This is a genomic window from Halopseudomonas yangmingensis, from assembly GCF_900114825.1.
In the GTDB taxonomy this organism is placed as follows: domain Bacteria; phylum Pseudomonadota; class Gammaproteobacteria; order Pseudomonadales; family Pseudomonadaceae; genus Halopseudomonas; species Halopseudomonas yangmingensis.
Genome location: NZ_FOUI01000001.1, coordinates 417,383 through 432,391, shown reverse-complemented (window position 1 = coordinate 432,391; position 15,009 = coordinate 417,383). Strand labels below are relative to the sequence as shown.

The 15,009-nt window shown below is 61.2% G+C and carries 17 protein-coding genes; 8 read left to right on the top strand and 9 right to left on the bottom strand.

The window, feature by feature from the left end; genetic code table 11:
- The first annotated feature begins 99 nt into the window (after positions 1-99).
- Positions 100-288, top strand: a complete 189-nt coding sequence (locus BMZ23_RS02135) for a PA1571 family protein (RefSeq protein WP_093472003.1) — start codon at positions 100-102, stop codon at positions 286-288.
- On the opposite strand, the gene pdxB is transcribed toward BMZ23_RS02135, so the two are convergent.
- Both pdxB and BMZ23_RS02125 read right to left on the bottom strand, forming a co-directional pair.
- Positions 278-1,420, bottom strand: coding sequence for a 4-phosphoerythronate dehydrogenase PdxB (gene pdxB, locus BMZ23_RS02130; RefSeq protein ID WP_093472000.1), 1,143 nt, complete (start codon positions 1,418-1,420; stop codon positions 278-280). The genes BMZ23_RS02135 and pdxB overlap by 11 nt on opposite strands.
- A gap of 13 nt (positions 1,421-1,433) precedes the next feature.
- Positions 1,434-1,970 (bottom strand): elongation factor P hydroxylase, encoded by a 537-nt coding sequence (locus tag BMZ23_RS02125; protein WP_093471996.1) that lies wholly within the window; start codon positions 1,968-1,970, stop codon positions 1,434-1,436.
- An 85-nt stretch (positions 1,971-2,055) separates the two neighbouring features.
- Between BMZ23_RS02125 and BMZ23_RS02120 the strand changes: the two genes are divergently transcribed.
- Positions 2,056-3,456: an MATE family efflux transporter gene (locus tag BMZ23_RS02120; protein ID WP_093471992.1), complete on the top strand. Its 1,401-nt coding sequence runs from the start codon at positions 2,056-2,058 to the stop codon at positions 3,454-3,456.
- A 194-nt stretch (positions 3,457-3,650) separates the two neighbouring features.
- Here the strand turns inward: BMZ23_RS02120 and BMZ23_RS02115 are convergent, their stop codons facing one another.
- From BMZ23_RS02115 to BMZ23_RS02105, 3 genes are read right to left on the bottom strand one after another with little or no spacing between them, the layout of a single operon-like run.
- Positions 3,651-4,169 carry a GDYXXLXY domain-containing protein gene (locus tag BMZ23_RS02115; RefSeq protein WP_093471989.1) on the bottom strand — a complete coding sequence of 173 codons (519 nt, stop codon included), beginning with the start codon at positions 4,167-4,169 and terminating at the stop codon, positions 3,651-3,653.
- The gene (locus BMZ23_RS02110) at positions 4,166-5,230 is read right to left on the bottom strand and encodes a DUF4401 domain-containing protein (protein WP_177197194.1); all 1,065 of its coding nucleotides are present in this window, start codon (positions 5,228-5,230) and stop codon (positions 4,166-4,168) included. The genes BMZ23_RS02115 and BMZ23_RS02110 overlap by 4 nt, the downstream gene beginning before the upstream one ends.
- Positions 5,230-6,192 carry a DUF2157 domain-containing protein gene (locus tag BMZ23_RS02105; RefSeq protein WP_093471983.1) on the bottom strand — a complete coding sequence of 321 codons (963 nt, stop codon included), beginning with the start codon at positions 6,190-6,192 and terminating at the stop codon, positions 5,230-5,232. The genes BMZ23_RS02110 and BMZ23_RS02105 overlap by 1 nt, the downstream gene beginning before the upstream one ends.
- Positions 6,193-6,332: 140 nt before the next feature.
- On the opposite strand from BMZ23_RS02105, the gene BMZ23_RS02100 reads away from it, so the two are divergent.
- Positions 6,333-7,376, top strand: coding sequence for a DUF3080 family protein (locus tag BMZ23_RS02100; protein ID WP_093471980.1), 1,044 nt, complete (start codon positions 6,333-6,335; stop codon positions 7,374-7,376).
- Between the two features lie 6 nt (positions 7,377-7,382).
- On the opposite strand, the gene tusA is transcribed toward BMZ23_RS02100, so the two are convergent.
- A complete protein-coding gene (gene tusA / locus BMZ23_RS02095) occupies positions 7,383-7,631 on the bottom strand; it encodes a sulfurtransferase TusA (RefSeq protein WP_093471977.1) in 249 nt (82 codons plus the stop codon).
- Between the two features lie 105 nt (positions 7,632-7,736).
- Between tusA and BMZ23_RS02090 the strand changes: the two genes are divergently transcribed.
- The gene (locus BMZ23_RS02090; protein ID WP_093471974.1) at positions 7,737-8,021 is read left to right on the top strand and encodes an antibiotic biosynthesis monooxygenase family protein; all 285 of its coding nucleotides are present in this window, start codon (positions 7,737-7,739) and stop codon (positions 8,019-8,021) included.
- Between the two features lie 22 nt (positions 8,022-8,043).
- Here BMZ23_RS02090 and rlmM read toward each other — a convergent pair whose 3' ends face one another.
- Positions 8,044-9,099, bottom strand: coding sequence for a 23S rRNA (cytidine(2498)-2'-O)-methyltransferase RlmM (gene rlmM / locus BMZ23_RS02085; RefSeq protein WP_093471971.1), 1,056 nt, complete (start codon positions 9,097-9,099; stop codon positions 8,044-8,046).
- A gap of 70 nt (positions 9,100-9,169) precedes the next feature.
- On the opposite strand from rlmM, the gene BMZ23_RS02080 reads away from it, so the two are divergent.
- The 4 genes from BMZ23_RS02080 to BMZ23_RS02065 all read left to right on the top strand — a co-directional run bounded on the left by BMZ23_RS02080 (position 9,170) and on the right by BMZ23_RS02065 (position 12,710).
- The gene (locus BMZ23_RS02080) at positions 9,170-10,096 is read left to right on the top strand and encodes a LysR family transcriptional regulator (protein ID WP_093471968.1); all 927 of its coding nucleotides are present in this window, start codon (positions 9,170-9,172) and stop codon (positions 10,094-10,096) included.
- Positions 10,097-10,269: 173 nt separating this feature from the next.
- Positions 10,270-11,130 carry an alpha/beta hydrolase family protein gene (locus tag BMZ23_RS02075; protein WP_093471965.1) on the top strand — a complete coding sequence of 287 codons (861 nt, stop codon included), beginning with the start codon at positions 10,270-10,272 and terminating at the stop codon, positions 11,128-11,130.
- A gap of 107 nt (positions 11,131-11,237) precedes the next feature.
- Entirely contained in the window at positions 11,238-11,993 is a 756-nt protein-coding gene (locus BMZ23_RS02070; RefSeq protein WP_093471962.1) for an SDR family oxidoreductase, read from the top strand.
- Positions 11,994-12,083: 90 nt separating this feature from the next.
- Positions 12,084-12,710, top strand: a complete 627-nt coding sequence (locus BMZ23_RS02065) for a QsdR family transcriptional regulator (RefSeq protein WP_143069546.1) — start codon at positions 12,084-12,086, stop codon at positions 12,708-12,710.
- Between the two features lie 6 nt (positions 12,711-12,716).
- Here the strand turns inward: BMZ23_RS02065 and BMZ23_RS02060 are convergent, their stop codons facing one another.
- Together BMZ23_RS02060 and BMZ23_RS02055 are read right to left on the bottom strand one after the other, a co-directional pair.
- Positions 12,717-14,300 (bottom strand): ATP-binding protein, encoded by a 1,584-nt coding sequence (locus BMZ23_RS02060; protein ID WP_093471956.1) that lies wholly within the window; start codon positions 14,298-14,300, stop codon positions 12,717-12,719.
- Positions 14,297-15,001: a response regulator gene (locus BMZ23_RS02055; RefSeq protein WP_093472152.1), complete on the bottom strand. Its 705-nt coding sequence runs from the start codon at positions 14,999-15,001 to the stop codon at positions 14,297-14,299. The genes BMZ23_RS02060 and BMZ23_RS02055 overlap by 4 nt, the downstream gene beginning before the upstream one ends.
- Between the last annotated feature and the right edge of the window lie 8 nt (positions 15,002-15,009).

Here is a 15,009-nt window from a genome sequence, read left to right as displayed (position 1 = left end):
AAACCAGATTGCCAGTATCCGTCACATTCCCGTCATCTGACCTGCCTATGCTGCAGGCCAACAGCACAGGAATGTTCAACGCCACCAGAGAGTCTGCCGATGAATGCCGCTGCCCGCTCTACCCGCAACAGCCTGCCGTTCAACCCGCTTGCCAGCAGCCCCGCAGCCGCTGGCTGGCTGCTCGACAGCGAAGGCCGTGAGCGCGAGATCACCGAACAGATGATCCTGCAGGCCTGCGAACAGCTCGAGCAACTGTGCCTGCGCGCGCAACCGGCACTCAGCAACTGAAACCGGCCGCCCGCAGCAGCTGGCGTGCTGCAGGCGGCAGCTCACCCTGCAAATCCAGTGCCGCGCACTCGCGGCGCAGCGGATAGTCCCGCCGCAACCGATCAAAACCAGACCGCCGCTGTGCAGCCTCAGTTGCCTGGCCAAGCATCGCGCGCATCCGTGCATCATCATCGCGTACGTCGTATACCCAGCGCAGTGCCCGCGCCAGCAGCCAGTCAGCCTCGCTGCCGGCGGCCACCTGCAAACAGGTATGGCCGCTATCCGGTGCCAGTTGTTGCAGGCTGAGCGAAGCCGGCTGCTGCAGGTGCTGGCACAAGGCCCGGTAAATCATGTCGCTGCCACGCAGCTTGCCGTCGAGGCTGTAGCCGGCGATATGCGGGGTAGCCAGCGCACAGCGCGCGGCCAACTGCGGGTCAACCTCGGGTTCGTGCTCCCAGACATCCAGCGCCACCTGCAGGTCCGGGCGCTGCTGCAGACAGGCCAGCAGTGCCGCATTGTCGACCACCGGGCCACGACTGCTGTTGATCAGCCAGGCACCCGGGCGCAGTGCCGCCAGCCGGCCGGCATCCAGCAGATGGCGGGTGGCGTACGCGCCACTGCTGGTCAGCGGCACATGCAGGCTAAGCACATCGGCTTCGGCGATCAGTTGATCCAGACTAACAAAACCTGACTCGCCCCGCTCGGCACGCAACGGATCACAGCGCAGGCAGTCAACGCCCAGCGCCTGCAGTGTGGCGTACAGCCGTCCGCCCACCTCACCCACACCGACAATGCCGATCCGCTGGCGGCGCCAGTCGGTGGCCGTACGTTCGCCGAGGGTCAACAGGCAGCTGAGTACATATTCGACCACCCCGCGGGCATTGCAGCCGGGGGCACTGGCCACGTGGATGCCGGCGCTGGCCAACCAGTCCAGATCCAGATGATCGGTGCCTATGGTGCAGGTGCCGACAAAACGCACCGGCGTACCCTCCAGCAGCGCCCGGTCAACCCGGGTCACCGAGCGCACCAGCAGCACCTCGGTATGCTGCAGGTCGGCACGACTGATCTGTCTCCCGGGCAGGCGGCGCAGGCTGCCGAAGCCGGCAAAGTACTCATCGAGCAGCGGAATGTTCTCGTCGGCAAGCAGTTGCATGGGCAGGCTCCGGCTAGAGTTGATCAAGGGTGAACTGCGCACGGTTCAACTGCTCGCCGGGGCGATAAAAAGCCAACAGCGCCTCGACAAAGCGATCAACGCGGGGCGGCAAACCAGTGTCGAACAGCTCATGTACCTGCGCCAGTACCTTGCGGCAGAACGGCTCGGCATCACCCGGCTCGCCATTCAGGTTGTCCAGGCTGACCCGGAACGGATGCCCGGCGGCGGCACAGAACAGCCACTCGAAGGCCTGCGGGCGCACTTCTACCTGCTCGAAGGCGCGCTGCTGCTCGGCATTGCGCCCGTCTGGGGCATACCAGTAACCGAAATCGGCCAGCAGCCGGCGCTCGGGACCGGCCACGCACCAGTGGGCAATCTCGTGCAGGGCGCTGCGGAAAAAACCGTGGGCAAACAGGATCCGGTGCTGCGGATGCGCGGCATCCGCCGGCAGGTATTCGGGTTCGCCGTCACCGGCTACCAGCCGGGTGTTGTAATCGGCCTCGAAGCATTCGGCAAACAGGCGGATCAGGTCGTGGTAACTGTGCGGCATCAGGACTGGACAACCGGCGGCGAGTTGATAGCATGGGGCGCTTTTGCGCGGGCAACCCCCTGTGCACATTCGAGGTATGAGCACCATGCAGTCGACCACGCGCTGGCAGCGCAGTGTAACAGAATTGCGCAGCCTGATCCGGCTGTCGCTGCCAATCATGGCCGCCCAGCTGGCACACACCATGCTGGGCTTTGTCGACACGGCGATGGCCGGCCGGGTCAGTGCCGATGACCTGGCGGCAGTCGCGCTGGGCAATGCTTTCTGGGTGCCAACCTTCCTGTTTCTTTCCGGCGTGCTGATGATCGTCACCTCCAAGGTGGCGGCGCTGAACGGTGCCGGCAAACTGGCTGAAACCGGCCCGCTGGTACGCCAGGGTATGTGGCTGGGGCTGCTGATCGGCTGTCTGTGTGCAATATTTCTGTTACTGATGAAGCCGGCACTGCAGTGGATGCAGATCGAGCCCGATCTCACCGAATTGACCATGGGCTACCTGATAGCGGTGGCGGCGGGCTTTCCCGCAGTGGCGCTGTTCCTGGCCCTGCGCGGTCTGAGTGACGGTCTGTCGCAGACCCGCCCGACCATGCTGATCAGCTTTGCCGCACTGCTGCTGAACATCCCGGCCAACTATGTGCTGGTCTACGGCAAGCTGGGCCTGCCGGCCTTCGGCGCTATCGGCTGTGGTATCGCCACCGCATTGGTAATGTGGTTCATGCTCGGCTGCATGCTGGTCTATCTGCGCCGTTCGCGGCGTTACCGCGACTGTGGCCTGTTTGCCCGCTTCAGCTGGCCGCAATGGCCAGATCAACGTCATCTGCTGGGTCTTGGGCTGCCGATCGGCATCGCCCTGTTCGCCGAGACCAGCATGTTTTGCATCATCGCCCTGCTGATCGGCAGCCTCGGCTCGGTGGTGGTGGCCAGTCACCAGATAGCCCTGAACTTCTCCTCGCTGGTGTTTATGGTGCCCTACAGCCTGGGCCTGGCAATCACCGTACGGGTTGGCCACAACCTTGGCTCGCATGGCGCGCGTGCCGGCCTGTTCGCCGCCAAGGTCGGCATAGTGGCTGCATTGAGCTTTGCCCTGCTGGCTTCCAGCCTGATCCTGCTGCTGGCCTCGGAAATTCCGCGAATCTACACCGCCAACGCCGAGATCATTGCACTGGCCGCCAGTCTGTATGTACTGGCCGCCTTCTATCAGTTCTCCGATGCGGTACAGGTCGCCTGCGCTGGTGCTCTACGCGGCTACCAGGACACCCGTGTGCCGATGCTGCTGACGCTGATTGCCTACTGGCTGGTGGGCCTGCCCACCGGCTACCTGCTGGCCCTGACCGACCTGCTCGGGCCCGCACGTGGGCCGGCGGGTTTCTGGATGGGCCTGATCGCCGGACTCAGCGCCGCCGCCATTCTGCTGTCCTGGCGACTGGCTCGGGTAGGCGCCCGGCGCAAGCGCGACGAGCAGCGCTACCGGCGCTCGCCGGGTGTCGGATAGCAAGCAGAGCAATCATCTGTACCTGCTCTGCAGTCGAACCGATGCGTGCTGTCAGGCAGCTGATTCCGGACCGTCGATAGCCAGGGATGGCTAGCGGCGAGCCCCCAGGGATGGGTTTACGGCGTGTCCGGAAGCGGCTGCCTGACAGTACGCTTGCACACACCCTGTACCCTGATGTTTGGTGCAGAAATACCCTACCGCTTCTGCTCCCCCAGCACCTGCAGCTGCTGGTCATACAGCGCCGTCAGCAGGGCCGTGCCATCGGCCGCCACACGGAAAGCACCCCAGCGCGCCGCCTCAAACACCTCGGCCTGCCCTTCCTCGAAGAAGAACGCATTCGGCCCAAGGCTGTAGCCCGCCTCGACCCGGCGTACCCGCATCGCCAGCACATCACCCGCTGGCGGCAACTGATCGCCCACCGCCACCAGCTCGGCACGCCGCTGCTCATCCAGCCGCAACCAGGCATAGCGAGGCACCCCCGCCTTCGGCTGTTCAGGCCAGCCGGACTGCGCCGACAACTGCCGGTCAACCGCAAAACGCAAGGCCATATAGTCACCCTGCATCAGCGAGCGCGGGTCCACCGGCGCCAGCTCCAGCAACACCAGTTGCCCCTCGCGCAGGGTACGTTCATGCCCCGTCACCGCCCACAGCGCGGCCAGCATTACCAGCAGCCAGGCACCCGACAGTGCCCATCGAAAGCCGACCCGACTCATCGCCACCCCCGCATGCCACAGGCCATCCAGCCGCGCACAGCCAACAGCAACACACCCACGCCCATCAGCAGCAAGGATTTGTGCAGCAGGGTCATATGCAGGCTGTAATAGAACTCACCGAGATAGGCCAACGCCGCCAGCAACGCCAGCCAGCTCCACAGCCGACTGCCACCCTGCCAGGCCGCCAGCCCCAGTGCGGCACTGATCCAGAAACCCGGCGCGGCATGGGTAAACCAGCCAACCATCGCCAATACCAGCAGCAGCAATAGCCGCTGCTGTAGCGACTGGGTGCTGCTCAGCCGCCAGACCACTGCCAGCAGCAGGACAACCGCCCCGAGGCGATAGAACACCGGCAACCAGTGCGTCACAGTGCCGCCAGAGTAAAACTGCCAGAGCCGTTCCTGCAGGGCCTGATGACCGAACAGCATCAGCCCCAGCGCCACCAGCCCCAGCGCATGCAGGGTCGGCTTGATAAACCGCGCCTGCGGCCAGACGCACCAGTCAGCCCGGCTCAACCAGCCAAACGCGGTCAGCCCAGCCAGCAGCAGGGCATAGACTGCCAGCCCGTTACCGGCCTCGATCAGTACCGCCAAATTGCCCAGTACCAGCAGGCTGCACAGCAGCCGGTGCAACGAACTGGCTGGCAACCACCAGAGCATAGCGGCCAGCACCGCAGCCACACTGGCCAGCGTGCGCAGATCGAACCGCTGCTGATCTGACAGCTCCACCAGTGGAAAGACCAGCAAGGCCTGACCGGCCAGCGAGAACGCCAGCGCCAGCTGCTGCACAAAGGCGCCAGGCTGGCGGAACAGCCAGCCACAGGCGATCAGCAACAGCACGCCAAACAGCACCCGCACACCCGGCCCATTACCAATCAGCAACAGCGGCGCCATCAGCGAACTGAGGATGAACAGTGCCGCCACCCAGGCAGCCAGCGCCAGCAGCAGCTGCAGCCACCAGGCAGTGGGCTGCTCACCCTGTAACTGCGCCTGGCGGTCGGCATCAAGCAACCCATCCTGCTGCAGACCTGCCAGCAATTGCTGGCGTTGCTGTGGATTCATCAGTGTTGCTCCCGATGCAAGCGCTGCAACCATACCGATACCAGCACGCTGCCGAGGATCACCCAGAGCGCCAGCCCGTTGAACAACAGAAAACCGTCCAGCGCCTCCAGCACACGGCCCAGTGCCGAGGCCACCACCGCCACGCCACTGAACAGTTGCACAGCCAGCAGCGGCAGGTCACGCCGCCCTTTCAGACACCAGGGAATGCCCAACGCACAGAGCCCGCCCCAGGCCAGCAGTTGCACGATGAACGCGCTATCCCAGAAGGCCATCAGCGCCCCCGGCAGAACACTCACCAGTGCCAGCAATCCGGTCACCCGCACCAGCCACAGCCGGGGCTGCTGTAACAAGCGGGACGACTGGCTTTCAAACAGCAGAAACAGCAGCAGATTCAGGGCGACCGGCAATAAAACCAACTGATCGGACGGTCGCCAGAAGCCAACTGCATGCAATGCAAGCCAACGTCCCAGTGCCAGGTTCAATACCAACACCCAGAGCAGCCAGCAAGCACTGGAGCGCGCCAGCAGCGCCCAGGGCAACATCAAAAGCGCCCAAACGGCAAATAACTGCCAAACATCCGCGCCGGTCTGGTAAATCTGCCCGATCAGTGCCAGCAGCGCGCCAGTTACCAGCGCACAGCCAAACAGGACTGCCCTGCGGGCAAGCAAGCTGTCAGCCAGCCAGGCCGCCATCAGGGTCATGCCGGTGAGCAATCCAGCGGCCAGGCCAAGCTTTAAAAAACGCGACATATCCGCCCAATTGAAGGCGAGAAAGAAGATCATGCCGCTACCCAGCGCCATGGCGCCCGCCCAGACACTGAGCTGTTGCAATAATCCGCGCCACTCATCCGAATCCGGCTGCAGCCGATTATGCTCCCGCAGTTGCTGCCACTCATCCGCCGTGAAGAAGCCTTGCTCGGCCCAGCGCTGAAGCTGATCTCGCTGTTCCAGTCGAAATCTCATCCCTATCCTCCTGCCCGACACACGGCGACCATCACACTGATTACCCTTTATGCCCTGCGATCAGAGCGAACATGGGATGACAGCATAGCCGTTGCGAGAGACACTGCAATTCAGCCTTGGCCAGCACAGGAAGACCGGCAATGGGCAAGCTCTGGCTTGTAATACTGCTGCTTTTGACAGGCTGCCAGCCGCAACCACCGGCGGCACGCCAGATGGATGATTACCTGCAACGCTTGTCACGGGTGCTGGAGGTTCCCCATACCCCCTTTGCCGAACAGGATCTCAGCGAATATCGCCTGCCCGAGCGCCGTCAGCGCTTGCTGGAGGTTCCTCCGTTACGTATGGGCCTGTTTGAGCTGCTGGTTGAAGCTCGCCACTGCCGCGCCCTGCAACAGCACCTCAGCCAGCGCAACAGCAGTCTCGGGCGCATGATGCCCGCCAGTCATCGACTGGCGGCTGACGGTGAACTATTACACAGTGTCAATGACTGCCTGCAGCGACTGCACGGACAAACCGAAAACGCTGACCTGCAGCAACAGCTGCAACACATTGCCCAGCAGCGCAGGGAAAGCCTGCATCGGGTTTTCTGGAATGCCCTGAATGGCAGTAGCGAGTTTGAACAGTTCCTGCGTTTTGCCGACCAGCCACTGCCGACCGAAGTACCTGCAGTCGATCTGGGTGTGCAGGCGCTACAGCATCTGGCCGACACCGGAAAAGGGCTACCTGCCCGCCCCCCAAGGGATCAGGCCGCCATGGATATGCTCTTTGATGCCATGCAGCGCAGCCGCAGTGGCGAACTGATTCACAGCCTGCTGCGGCTGCGCCACACCCTGCAGCAGGCCTCAGCGCTGCTTGAGTCACCCCGGGCCGCAAGACTATGTCCGCAAGGACGCCCCACACCCAAAGCACAGGTCATGCTGAATATTCTCAACGGCCCCTGGGCCGAGCAGATACAGCCTCAACTGGCCAATCTGCAGCGTCTTGGCGAGCCTTGGGCCAGGGCTCTGGCAGACCTGCAGGCGGTTCCCGACATACCCCCTGCCACCGACAATTATCTGCGACGATTGCAGGGTAATGAGCAGGCCTTATGGGATGGCTGGCAGATTGAAGTGACCCGACACACCCGCAACTGGCAACAACTGCTGGAGCAGTGCGGCCTGCAGCCGGGCCGACAAACACCCTGAGACAGATCAGACGCCCTTGCGGATCAGGTAGCGATATTCACCCTCTGTCTCCGCCTGCTCGAGCAGGGCGTGCCCGAGAAAACTGCAAAAGCGGGGAATATCCCGCTGCGTTGAAGGATCCGAGGCCAAGACTTCAAGCAAATCGCCGTCTTCAAGATCCCGCACGGCATTGTGCAGCATCATCACCGGCTCGGGGCACAAGAGTCCCCGAGTATCCAACTGAACCGTCATAGCATTTTCAGCACGTTCAACCATTGTCAAATACCCGTCCAATGAAGCAGGATTATCCCTGTAAAAACCGATGCTTGCCAATTGCCCAACGTATCGGACGGCCCACCTGCCCAGCCCCAAGGAACCACCATGATCAAAGTGCTGATCGAACGCATCATTGCCGAAGGCCTCGAACAACCCTACGAGGAAATCGCCCGCAAGGTGCTGCAGGCCACCCTTCAATCTCCGGGTTTCATTTCCGGCGAGTCATTCCGCGATATTCAGCGTCCCAATCATCGGGTAATCATGGTTACCTGGCAAAACCGTCACTCATGGGAACGCTGGGAGAACTCTCCAGAGCGTCTCGAATACATCAGCCTGTTTGCAGCCATGCTGCAGGAACCCGAGCGCATTACCCTTCTGGAGCCGCTGTGATCTGCCATAGACTACGTGCGCCCTACTTCAACCTGCGGGCGTGACAGGTTACCTCTTCCCTGTCGGTATACAGCTGCCGACAGTTCAGCTCAGCGCGCATACCTGACTGCTCCAGCGCCTCGTGCACATGCTCGAGGCAACGCTGTACTTCAAGGTAACGTTGTTTCATTGGCAATTTGAAATTGATCACCGCCTCACGGCACCAACCGCGGGTCAGCCATTGGGCCAGCAGGGCACTGCTGCGTGCCGGCTTCTCGACAATGTCGCACACCATCCAGTCAACCGCCCGTCGCGGCCGGTACAGATAGCCATCCGCCTGGACATGCTCAACCTGACCGCTATCCATCAGGCGTTTGTCCATAGGGCCATTATCAACCGCCACCACCTTCATATGCCGGTTCACCAGCTGCCAGGTCCAGCCACCGGGGGCTGCGCCAAGATCCACAGCCGTCATCCCCGGTGCCAGACGACTGTCCCACTCATCGCGTGGAATGAAATGGTGCCAGGCCTCCTCCAGTTTCAGGGTTGAGCGACTGGGAGCCTCGCGAGGCATACGCAGACGCGGAATACCCATCGGCCAAGCCGCCGCGTTGTCAGCCCAGGACCAACCAACAAACAACCGCACCCCCGACTCGGCCAAAACATGCAGGCGTGGCAACTCTTCCCGTTTTGGCCGCACAAAGCGGGTTTTTTCAAGGTGACGGGTCAGCGGCCCTTCAAGCTTGTGCAGCAACGCGGCCATGGCTTTGCCCTCATTGCTGTCAGCGGTTTCCAACCACAGGCAACTGGCCAGCGGCCCGCGGGCGCAAGCCTGGATGATAGGCGTGATACGGTCGGCAGGATCTACCTGCAGCCAGCTGCCACGGGCCCACTGACGGATAAAAATCAGCCGGCGAAACTCAAGCGAGCGCATCAGCAATTCTGCATCTGCCGCATCAGCACAACACACCTCTACCAATGCGGCACCCTTGCGCTGGCGTGTTTGCACGGAAATACCACAGGCAGATGCCCGGCCCTCAATCTCTGCCGCAGCCTCGATCTCGAACCCGGGACGACAATGCAGTAGCAACTCGTTCATCAACACCTCATTAATGAAAATAATTCAACATGATACCCTTATGCATCTAATTCTCTCATGGTAGATCATCATGCTGGAAATTCGTCACCTGCGCACCCTGACCACCCTGCGTGAAGCCGACAGTCTGGTCGAGGCCGCCGAGCGATTACATCTGACCCAGTCAGCGCTTTCGCATCAACTGAAGGACCTTGAAGAACGCCTGGGCCTGCCACTGTTCGTGCGCAAAACCCGACCTGTGCGTTTTACCAGCGCCGGCCTGCGCCTGCTGCGTCTTGCCGACAACCTGCTGCCACAAATGCGCCAGGCCGAACGTGACCTGCAACGCCTGGCCGGCGGCCAGGCCGGCCGACTGCACATGGCCATCGAATGCCACAGTTGCTTCCAATGGCTGATGCCGACGATCGATCAGTTCCGCAATGCCTGGCCAGAAGTAGAGGTGGATTTTGCCTCCGGTTTCTTTTTTGCACCATTACCGGCACTGGCGCGCGGCGATCTGGACCTTGTGGTCACCTCTGACCCGCAAGAACTCGCCGGAATCAGCTACGTCCCGCTATTCACCTATGAAGCATTACTGGCCATCAGCAACCAGCATCCGCTGACAAGCCGCCAGTGGGCAGAACCGGCTGATCTGGCTGGCGAAACACTGATCACCTATCCGGTTGAACGCGATCGACTGGATATCTTCAAGCAGTTCCTTGATCCGGCAAATGTCGAACCGGCAGCAGTTCGCACCGCCGAGCTAACCGTCATGATGCTGCAACTGGTAGCCTCCGGGCGCGGCGTGAGCTGCCTGCCCAACTGGGCACTGGCAGAGTATCTGCAGCGTGGGTATGTCAGCGCCGTACCGCTAGGTGACAAGGGGCTCTACGGCACCCTGTACGCCGCCGTTCGCGAAGACATGCTTGAAATGTCCTACCTGCAGGATTTTCTTCTGACAGCCAAGGACACCTCATTCGCAACGCTTGAAGGTGTCAGTGCCAGGTCACCTGTCTCCTGACTGTCGCCTGGCGTGACATGACACTGCCACTTCACACATTCAGGCGAATTGCATCATGCAAAACAAAAGATACATTCTGACTCACCCTGAGCCTTAAACTTGCCATGCAGTCAGACAGGTGGGTCTCGGGTACAGCTGTTACAACAACCACAATGTCAGCAAGGTACCCTTCAATGAAATATCACGCTTTTCTCGTCGCCGGCCTGAGTGCCGGCTTGCTTCTTTCCAGCCAAAGTCACGCCAGCAACCCTGACACCGGCACACCCGGCAGTGGCGGTTCGGATTTCCCTGCCGTCAGCGATTTCAGCCGCAGCGGCCCTTTCACAACCACCTCTGAAAGTGCCGGGCGCGATTGCACTGTCTACCGTCCGCGCACACTCGGCGAAAACGGACGCCTGCATCCGATTATTGTCTGGGGCAACGGCACAGGCGCCTCGCCCAGCGGATATGGCGCACTGCTGACCCACTGGGCCAGTCACGGATTCGTTGTGGTTGCAGCCAATACCAGCAATGCCGGGACCGGGCAGGAAATGCTTGGCTGTGTTGACTATATGGTCAATCAGCACAACCGCAGCACAGGTACCTTTGCCGGCAAACTGAACATTAACCGGATTGGCGCAGCCGGCCATTCGCAGGGCGGGGGCGGCACCATCATGGCCGGCCAGGATCGTCGCATCAGCGTCACTGCCCCCTTCCAGCCCTATACGCTGGGGCTTGGCCACAGCAGCAGCTCCCAGAGGCAACAGAATGGTCCGATGTTCCTGCAGACCGGAGGTCGCGACAGCATCGCCTCCCCTACCCTGAATGCCGCCCCTGTCTACCGCAATGCCAACGTGCCGGTCTTCTGGGGTGAGCTGAACAGTGCCGGACACTTTGAACCAGCCAATAACGGTGGTGGCTATCGCGGCCCGGCAACAGCCTGGTTCCGTTACCATCTGATGAATGACAGCAACGCCCAAAGCCTGTTCTACGGGACCCGCTGCGGCCTATGCAGCGACCGCGCCTGGACCGTTCAACGCAAGGGTATCAACTGAAACAACCGGCTTTACCGTGCTCCTCTGGCCGCAGCAATGCGGCCATTTTTTTGCTGCAGACAGACTGGGGTATGATGCGCCCTCATCCCACCAGGCGGAGACCTTTCATGCACCATCCGAAAGTTGCCCTGATCACCGGTGCCGGCAGTGGCATCGGCCAGGCCTGTGCGCTGGCACTGTTGCAGGCCGGCTGGCAGGTAATGCTCTGCGGCCGTAACGCCGCAAAACTTCAGGCCACGCTGGGAAAAGCCGGGCCATTGGCTGGCAATGCTGACTGGCAGGTTACGGATATTCGTGATGCCGACGACGTCGGCCGATTGTTCGAGCATACCCGCACCCGTTTTGGCCGACTGGACCTACTGTTTAACAACGCGGGCACCAGTGCACCGGCAGTGGCTCTGGAGGACCTGAGTCCCGAACAATGGCAGCAGGTACTGGACACCAACCTGACCGGCGCCTTCCTGTGCACCCAGGCCGCCTTCAGACTGATGAAGGCGCAGAGCCCCATGGGAGGCCGCATCATCAATAACGGCTCGATTTCGGCACAGGTGCCACGCCCCAACTCTGCCCCCTATACCGCCAGCAAGCATGGCATGACAGGCCTCACACGTGCCACTGCGCTGGACGGACGCAAGTACAACATTGCCTGCGGCCAGATCGATATCGGCAACGCGGCCACAGCGATGGCTGAACCGATGCAGCAAGGCATTCCCCAGGCCAACGGTCAACTGGCGGTCGAGCCGGTCATGGACGTCGCGCATGTTGCTGCCGCCGTGGTACAGATGGCCGGACTGCCCCTGGAAAGCAATGTGCAATTCATGACACTGATGGCTACTCAAATGCCTTACATAGGACGGGGGTGACCAGCAGCCCGAACACTTTCATTCATGGTATCGCTGCTGGTAAAATTCTCGCGCCAATACAATCTGCACACTTGAACAGGTTCTGATGCAATGACCACTCCGTCTACACCCCTTGCCATGGCTCTGGCGCAAAGCAAATCTGAAGAACGCGCCACACCGCTGTCAGCCTTCCGCATGGCACGACGCTGGTGGCTGGAAGGTCGTCGACTGAACCTGTCACTGCTGGCCGAAGAACTCGGTGTGGGACGCGCCACCCTGATGCGCTGGGTCGGCAACAAGGACCTGCTGATGGGCGAAATTCTCTGGTCGCTCTACAAAACAGTCTATGACGAGACAATCGACAACGCGCGGGCCGTACCCGGACTTGAAGGAGTAGACTTTCTCACGCGCATCTATTCCGATATCAATCACGCCCTGCTGGAAGCAAAACCCCTGCACGACTTCCTGCACAATGAACCCCAGTGGGCACTGCAACTGCTGACCTCGAACATCTCCGGTTTGCAAGACCGGCTGATCGAGACCTGGCGACGCCTGCTCGAAGAGCAGATAGCCGCAGGCAATATAGCGCCGGAAATGGATGCCGAGAATCTGGCTTTCTACATCATCAAGATTGGCGAAGGGCTGATTTATTGCGACATGATTTGCGGCCGCAAGCCCAATCCGGGTCCCGCCGCCACAGCCTTCCGCCTGCTGGTCAGTGGTCGCGCACCCAACTGATTGCCATTACTGCTGACGCTGCGGCAAGGCCAGTACAAAGCAGGCCCCGCCCAGTGTCGCGGACTCCTCGACCCATACCTGCCCGCGATGCCAGAAGGCGATACGGCGTACGATCGCCAGACCCAGTCCGTACCCGCCCGATGCACGGGTACGACTGTCATCCAGGCGCAAGAAAGGTGTAAAGATGCGGGCGCGCTGCTGTTCCGGAATGCCAGGCCCGTCGTCTTCTATACGCAACTGGCACTGTCCGTCCAGCAACTCGGCACTGACTGCCAAACGCGCTGATGCATGGCGCATCGCATTACCAACCAGATTGGCAATAGCCCGTTGCAGATAGCGCGGCTCGGCATCCACCCAGATGTCCGGTATCTGGATCAGTAACTGCAGATCAGCACGCAAGGGCTGCATCTCGTCAGCCAGTGTTTCAGCCAGCTTGCGCAGATTCACCGCCTGCATGCGCATCGCAGGCGCACCTTGCTCCAGCCGGGCGTAGGTAAGGATTTCGTCAACCAGCCCGTCCAGATCACTCAAATCACTATCCATTCCTCGCGCAAACCGCTGGCGGTCAGACGAACTGTCTGCACACTCGAGCATTTCCAGCCCAAAGCGCAGGCGAGCTATCGGTGTACGCAGCTCATGCGACACGGCACTGATCATTTCCCGCTGGATAGCCATCAGCCCCTGCAAGTGACTGGCCATATCGTTAAAGCTGGTTGCCAGTTGACCAACACTGTCGGCTCCGGCCACATCAGCCCGTGCATCCAGATTGCCCCGCGCAATGTCCACAGCCACCCGCTCAAGCCCCCTCAGCCGCTGTTCAAGCTGGCGCACCAGCAGATAAATCAGCAACCCGATCAATGTCAGGGCCAGCAGTACAGTTGGCAGCAACAGACTGGGCGGATACTCGGACATCTGGTGCAAAGGCCCGAGCCCCAGCACCCAGCGGGTATCGGGAATCTTCATAAACAGCAACAGTGACTGACTGTCCGGCCCCAGTGTCAGCACCGTATCGCTTTCTTCCAGGCGGCGACGCTGTTCAACATCCAGATCCACCTCGGCCATATCAAACAGCCGCAACGGATAGCCAAACGCCTTGTCACGGGCAAGGGCAGCCAGCTGCGTTGGCATCTGCGATTCGGGATGGCGCACCAACTCATCGGCGATCAGGAACAATGTGGCGCGCCCGAGCTGCTCGGATATCTGCTGGATGTTCGCCGTCAGCACCAGCTCAGCACTGTTATCGGCCATCACAAACACATTGACAGCGTCCTGACCCGCAGGTCTTACCAGCACCTGGCCACGTTGCAAGCGGCTGGCAACCGAGGATTCGAGTCCAAGCGTCGGCAGGTAACGCAATTCCAGCGGCACACCGACCAGCCGGGTCCAGAGCGCCAGCATTTTACTGCGCTGGGCACGTTCCAGCGGAGCCAGGTTATCGGCCATCAGACGAAAGGTACCGTGCGCGATCTGCTCGCGATACTGCTCGATACGCAGCCCGTTAACCATCTGCACGCCCAGCAATGCAAGCAGCGAAACGCCCACAAGCACCAGCAGGATTCCACCGTAGATCCGCAGAAAGATCGAGTTCACAGGGAGCCTGCAACAGGCGGCACAAACATATACCCCTTGCCGCGCAGAGTCTTGATCAGACGGGGGTGCTCGGGGTCATCACCGATCCGCGGCCGGATGCGTGAAATCCGCACATCCACCGAGCGGTCCTGACCGTCATATTCTATTCCCCGAAGGGCACTGAAAATCTCCTCACGGCTGAGCACACGACCGGGATGCGTCGCCAGCAGCCAGAGCAGATCAAATTCGGCAGCCGTCAGATCTACCGGCTGCGAGTCCAGCCACACCTCACGCCGCCTGCCGTCCATTTGCAGCCGCCCGAAATCGAGCAACTCGGTAGTGACCAACACCGCATGACGGCGCAACAGGGCGCGCACTCTGGCCAGCAATACCTGAGGCCGGACCGGTTTGCTGACATAGTCATCGGCACCGGCATCAAAGCCACGAATCTGTGCCTCATCCTCACCCAGAGCAGTCAGCATCAGCAGCGGGCGCTGGTACCCACTGGCACGCAATCGCCGACTGATACTCAGACCATCCTCAACGGGCAACATCAGGTCCAGAATCACCAGATCCGGCTGGCTTGCCAGAATATACTCAACCGCTGCCCGCCCTGAATCCAGGCAGGACACCTGAAAGCCCTGAGCTTCCAGAAACTCACCGATCAGTGAGGACAGGCGCGGGTCATCTTCGACGATCAGCAGGCTTTCTGCTGGTGGCACAGGCGGGT

Coding starts and splice junctions, on each gene's coding strand:
- BMZ23_RS02070 (WP_093471962.1), top strand. CDS start 11,238: ATGCACCATCCGAAAGTTGCCCTGATCACCGGTGCCGGCAGTGGCATC.
- BMZ23_RS02080 (WP_093471968.1), top strand. CDS start 9,170: ATGCTGGAAATTCGTCACCTGCGCACCCTGACCACCCTGCGTGAAGCC.
- BMZ23_RS02105 (WP_093471983.1), bottom strand. CDS start 6,192: ATGAGATTTCGACTGGAACAGCGAGATCAGCTTCAGCGCTGGGCCGAG.
- BMZ23_RS02100 (WP_093471980.1), top strand. CDS start 6,333: ATGGGCAAGCTCTGGCTTGTAATACTGCTGCTTTTGACAGGCTGCCAG.
- rlmM (WP_093471971.1), bottom strand. CDS start 9,099: ATGAACGAGTTGCTACTGCATTGTCGTCCCGGGTTCGAGATCGAGGCT.
- BMZ23_RS02125 (WP_093471996.1), bottom strand. CDS start 1,970: ATGCCGCACAGTTACCACGACCTGATCCGCCTGTTTGCCGAATGCTTC.
- BMZ23_RS02065 (WP_143069546.1), top strand. CDS start 12,084: ATGACCACTCCGTCTACACCCCTTGCCATGGCTCTGGCGCAAAGCAAA.
- BMZ23_RS02075 (WP_093471965.1), top strand. CDS start 10,270: ATGAAATATCACGCTTTTCTCGTCGCCGGCCTGAGTGCCGGCTTGCTT.
- BMZ23_RS02110 (WP_177197194.1), bottom strand. CDS start 5,230: ATGAATCCACAGCAACGCCAGCAATTGCTGGCAGGTCTGCAGCAGGAT.
- BMZ23_RS02115 (WP_093471989.1), bottom strand. CDS start 4,169: ATGAGTCGGGTCGGCTTTCGATGGGCACTGTCGGGTGCCTGGCTGCTG.
- BMZ23_RS02090 (WP_093471974.1), top strand. CDS start 7,737: ATGATCAAAGTGCTGATCGAACGCATCATTGCCGAAGGCCTCGAACAA.
- tusA (WP_093471977.1), bottom strand. CDS start 7,631: ATGGTTGAACGTGCTGAAAATGCTATGACGGTTCAGTTGGATACTCGG.
- pdxB (WP_093472000.1), bottom strand. CDS start 1,420: ATGCAACTGCTTGCCGACGAGAACATTCCGCTGCTCGATGAGTACTTT.
- BMZ23_RS02120 (WP_093471992.1), top strand. CDS start 2,056: ATGCAGTCGACCACGCGCTGGCAGCGCAGTGTAACAGAATTGCGCAGC.
- BMZ23_RS02135 (WP_093472003.1), top strand. CDS start 100: ATGAATGCCGCTGCCCGCTCTACCCGCAACAGCCTGCCGTTCAACCCG.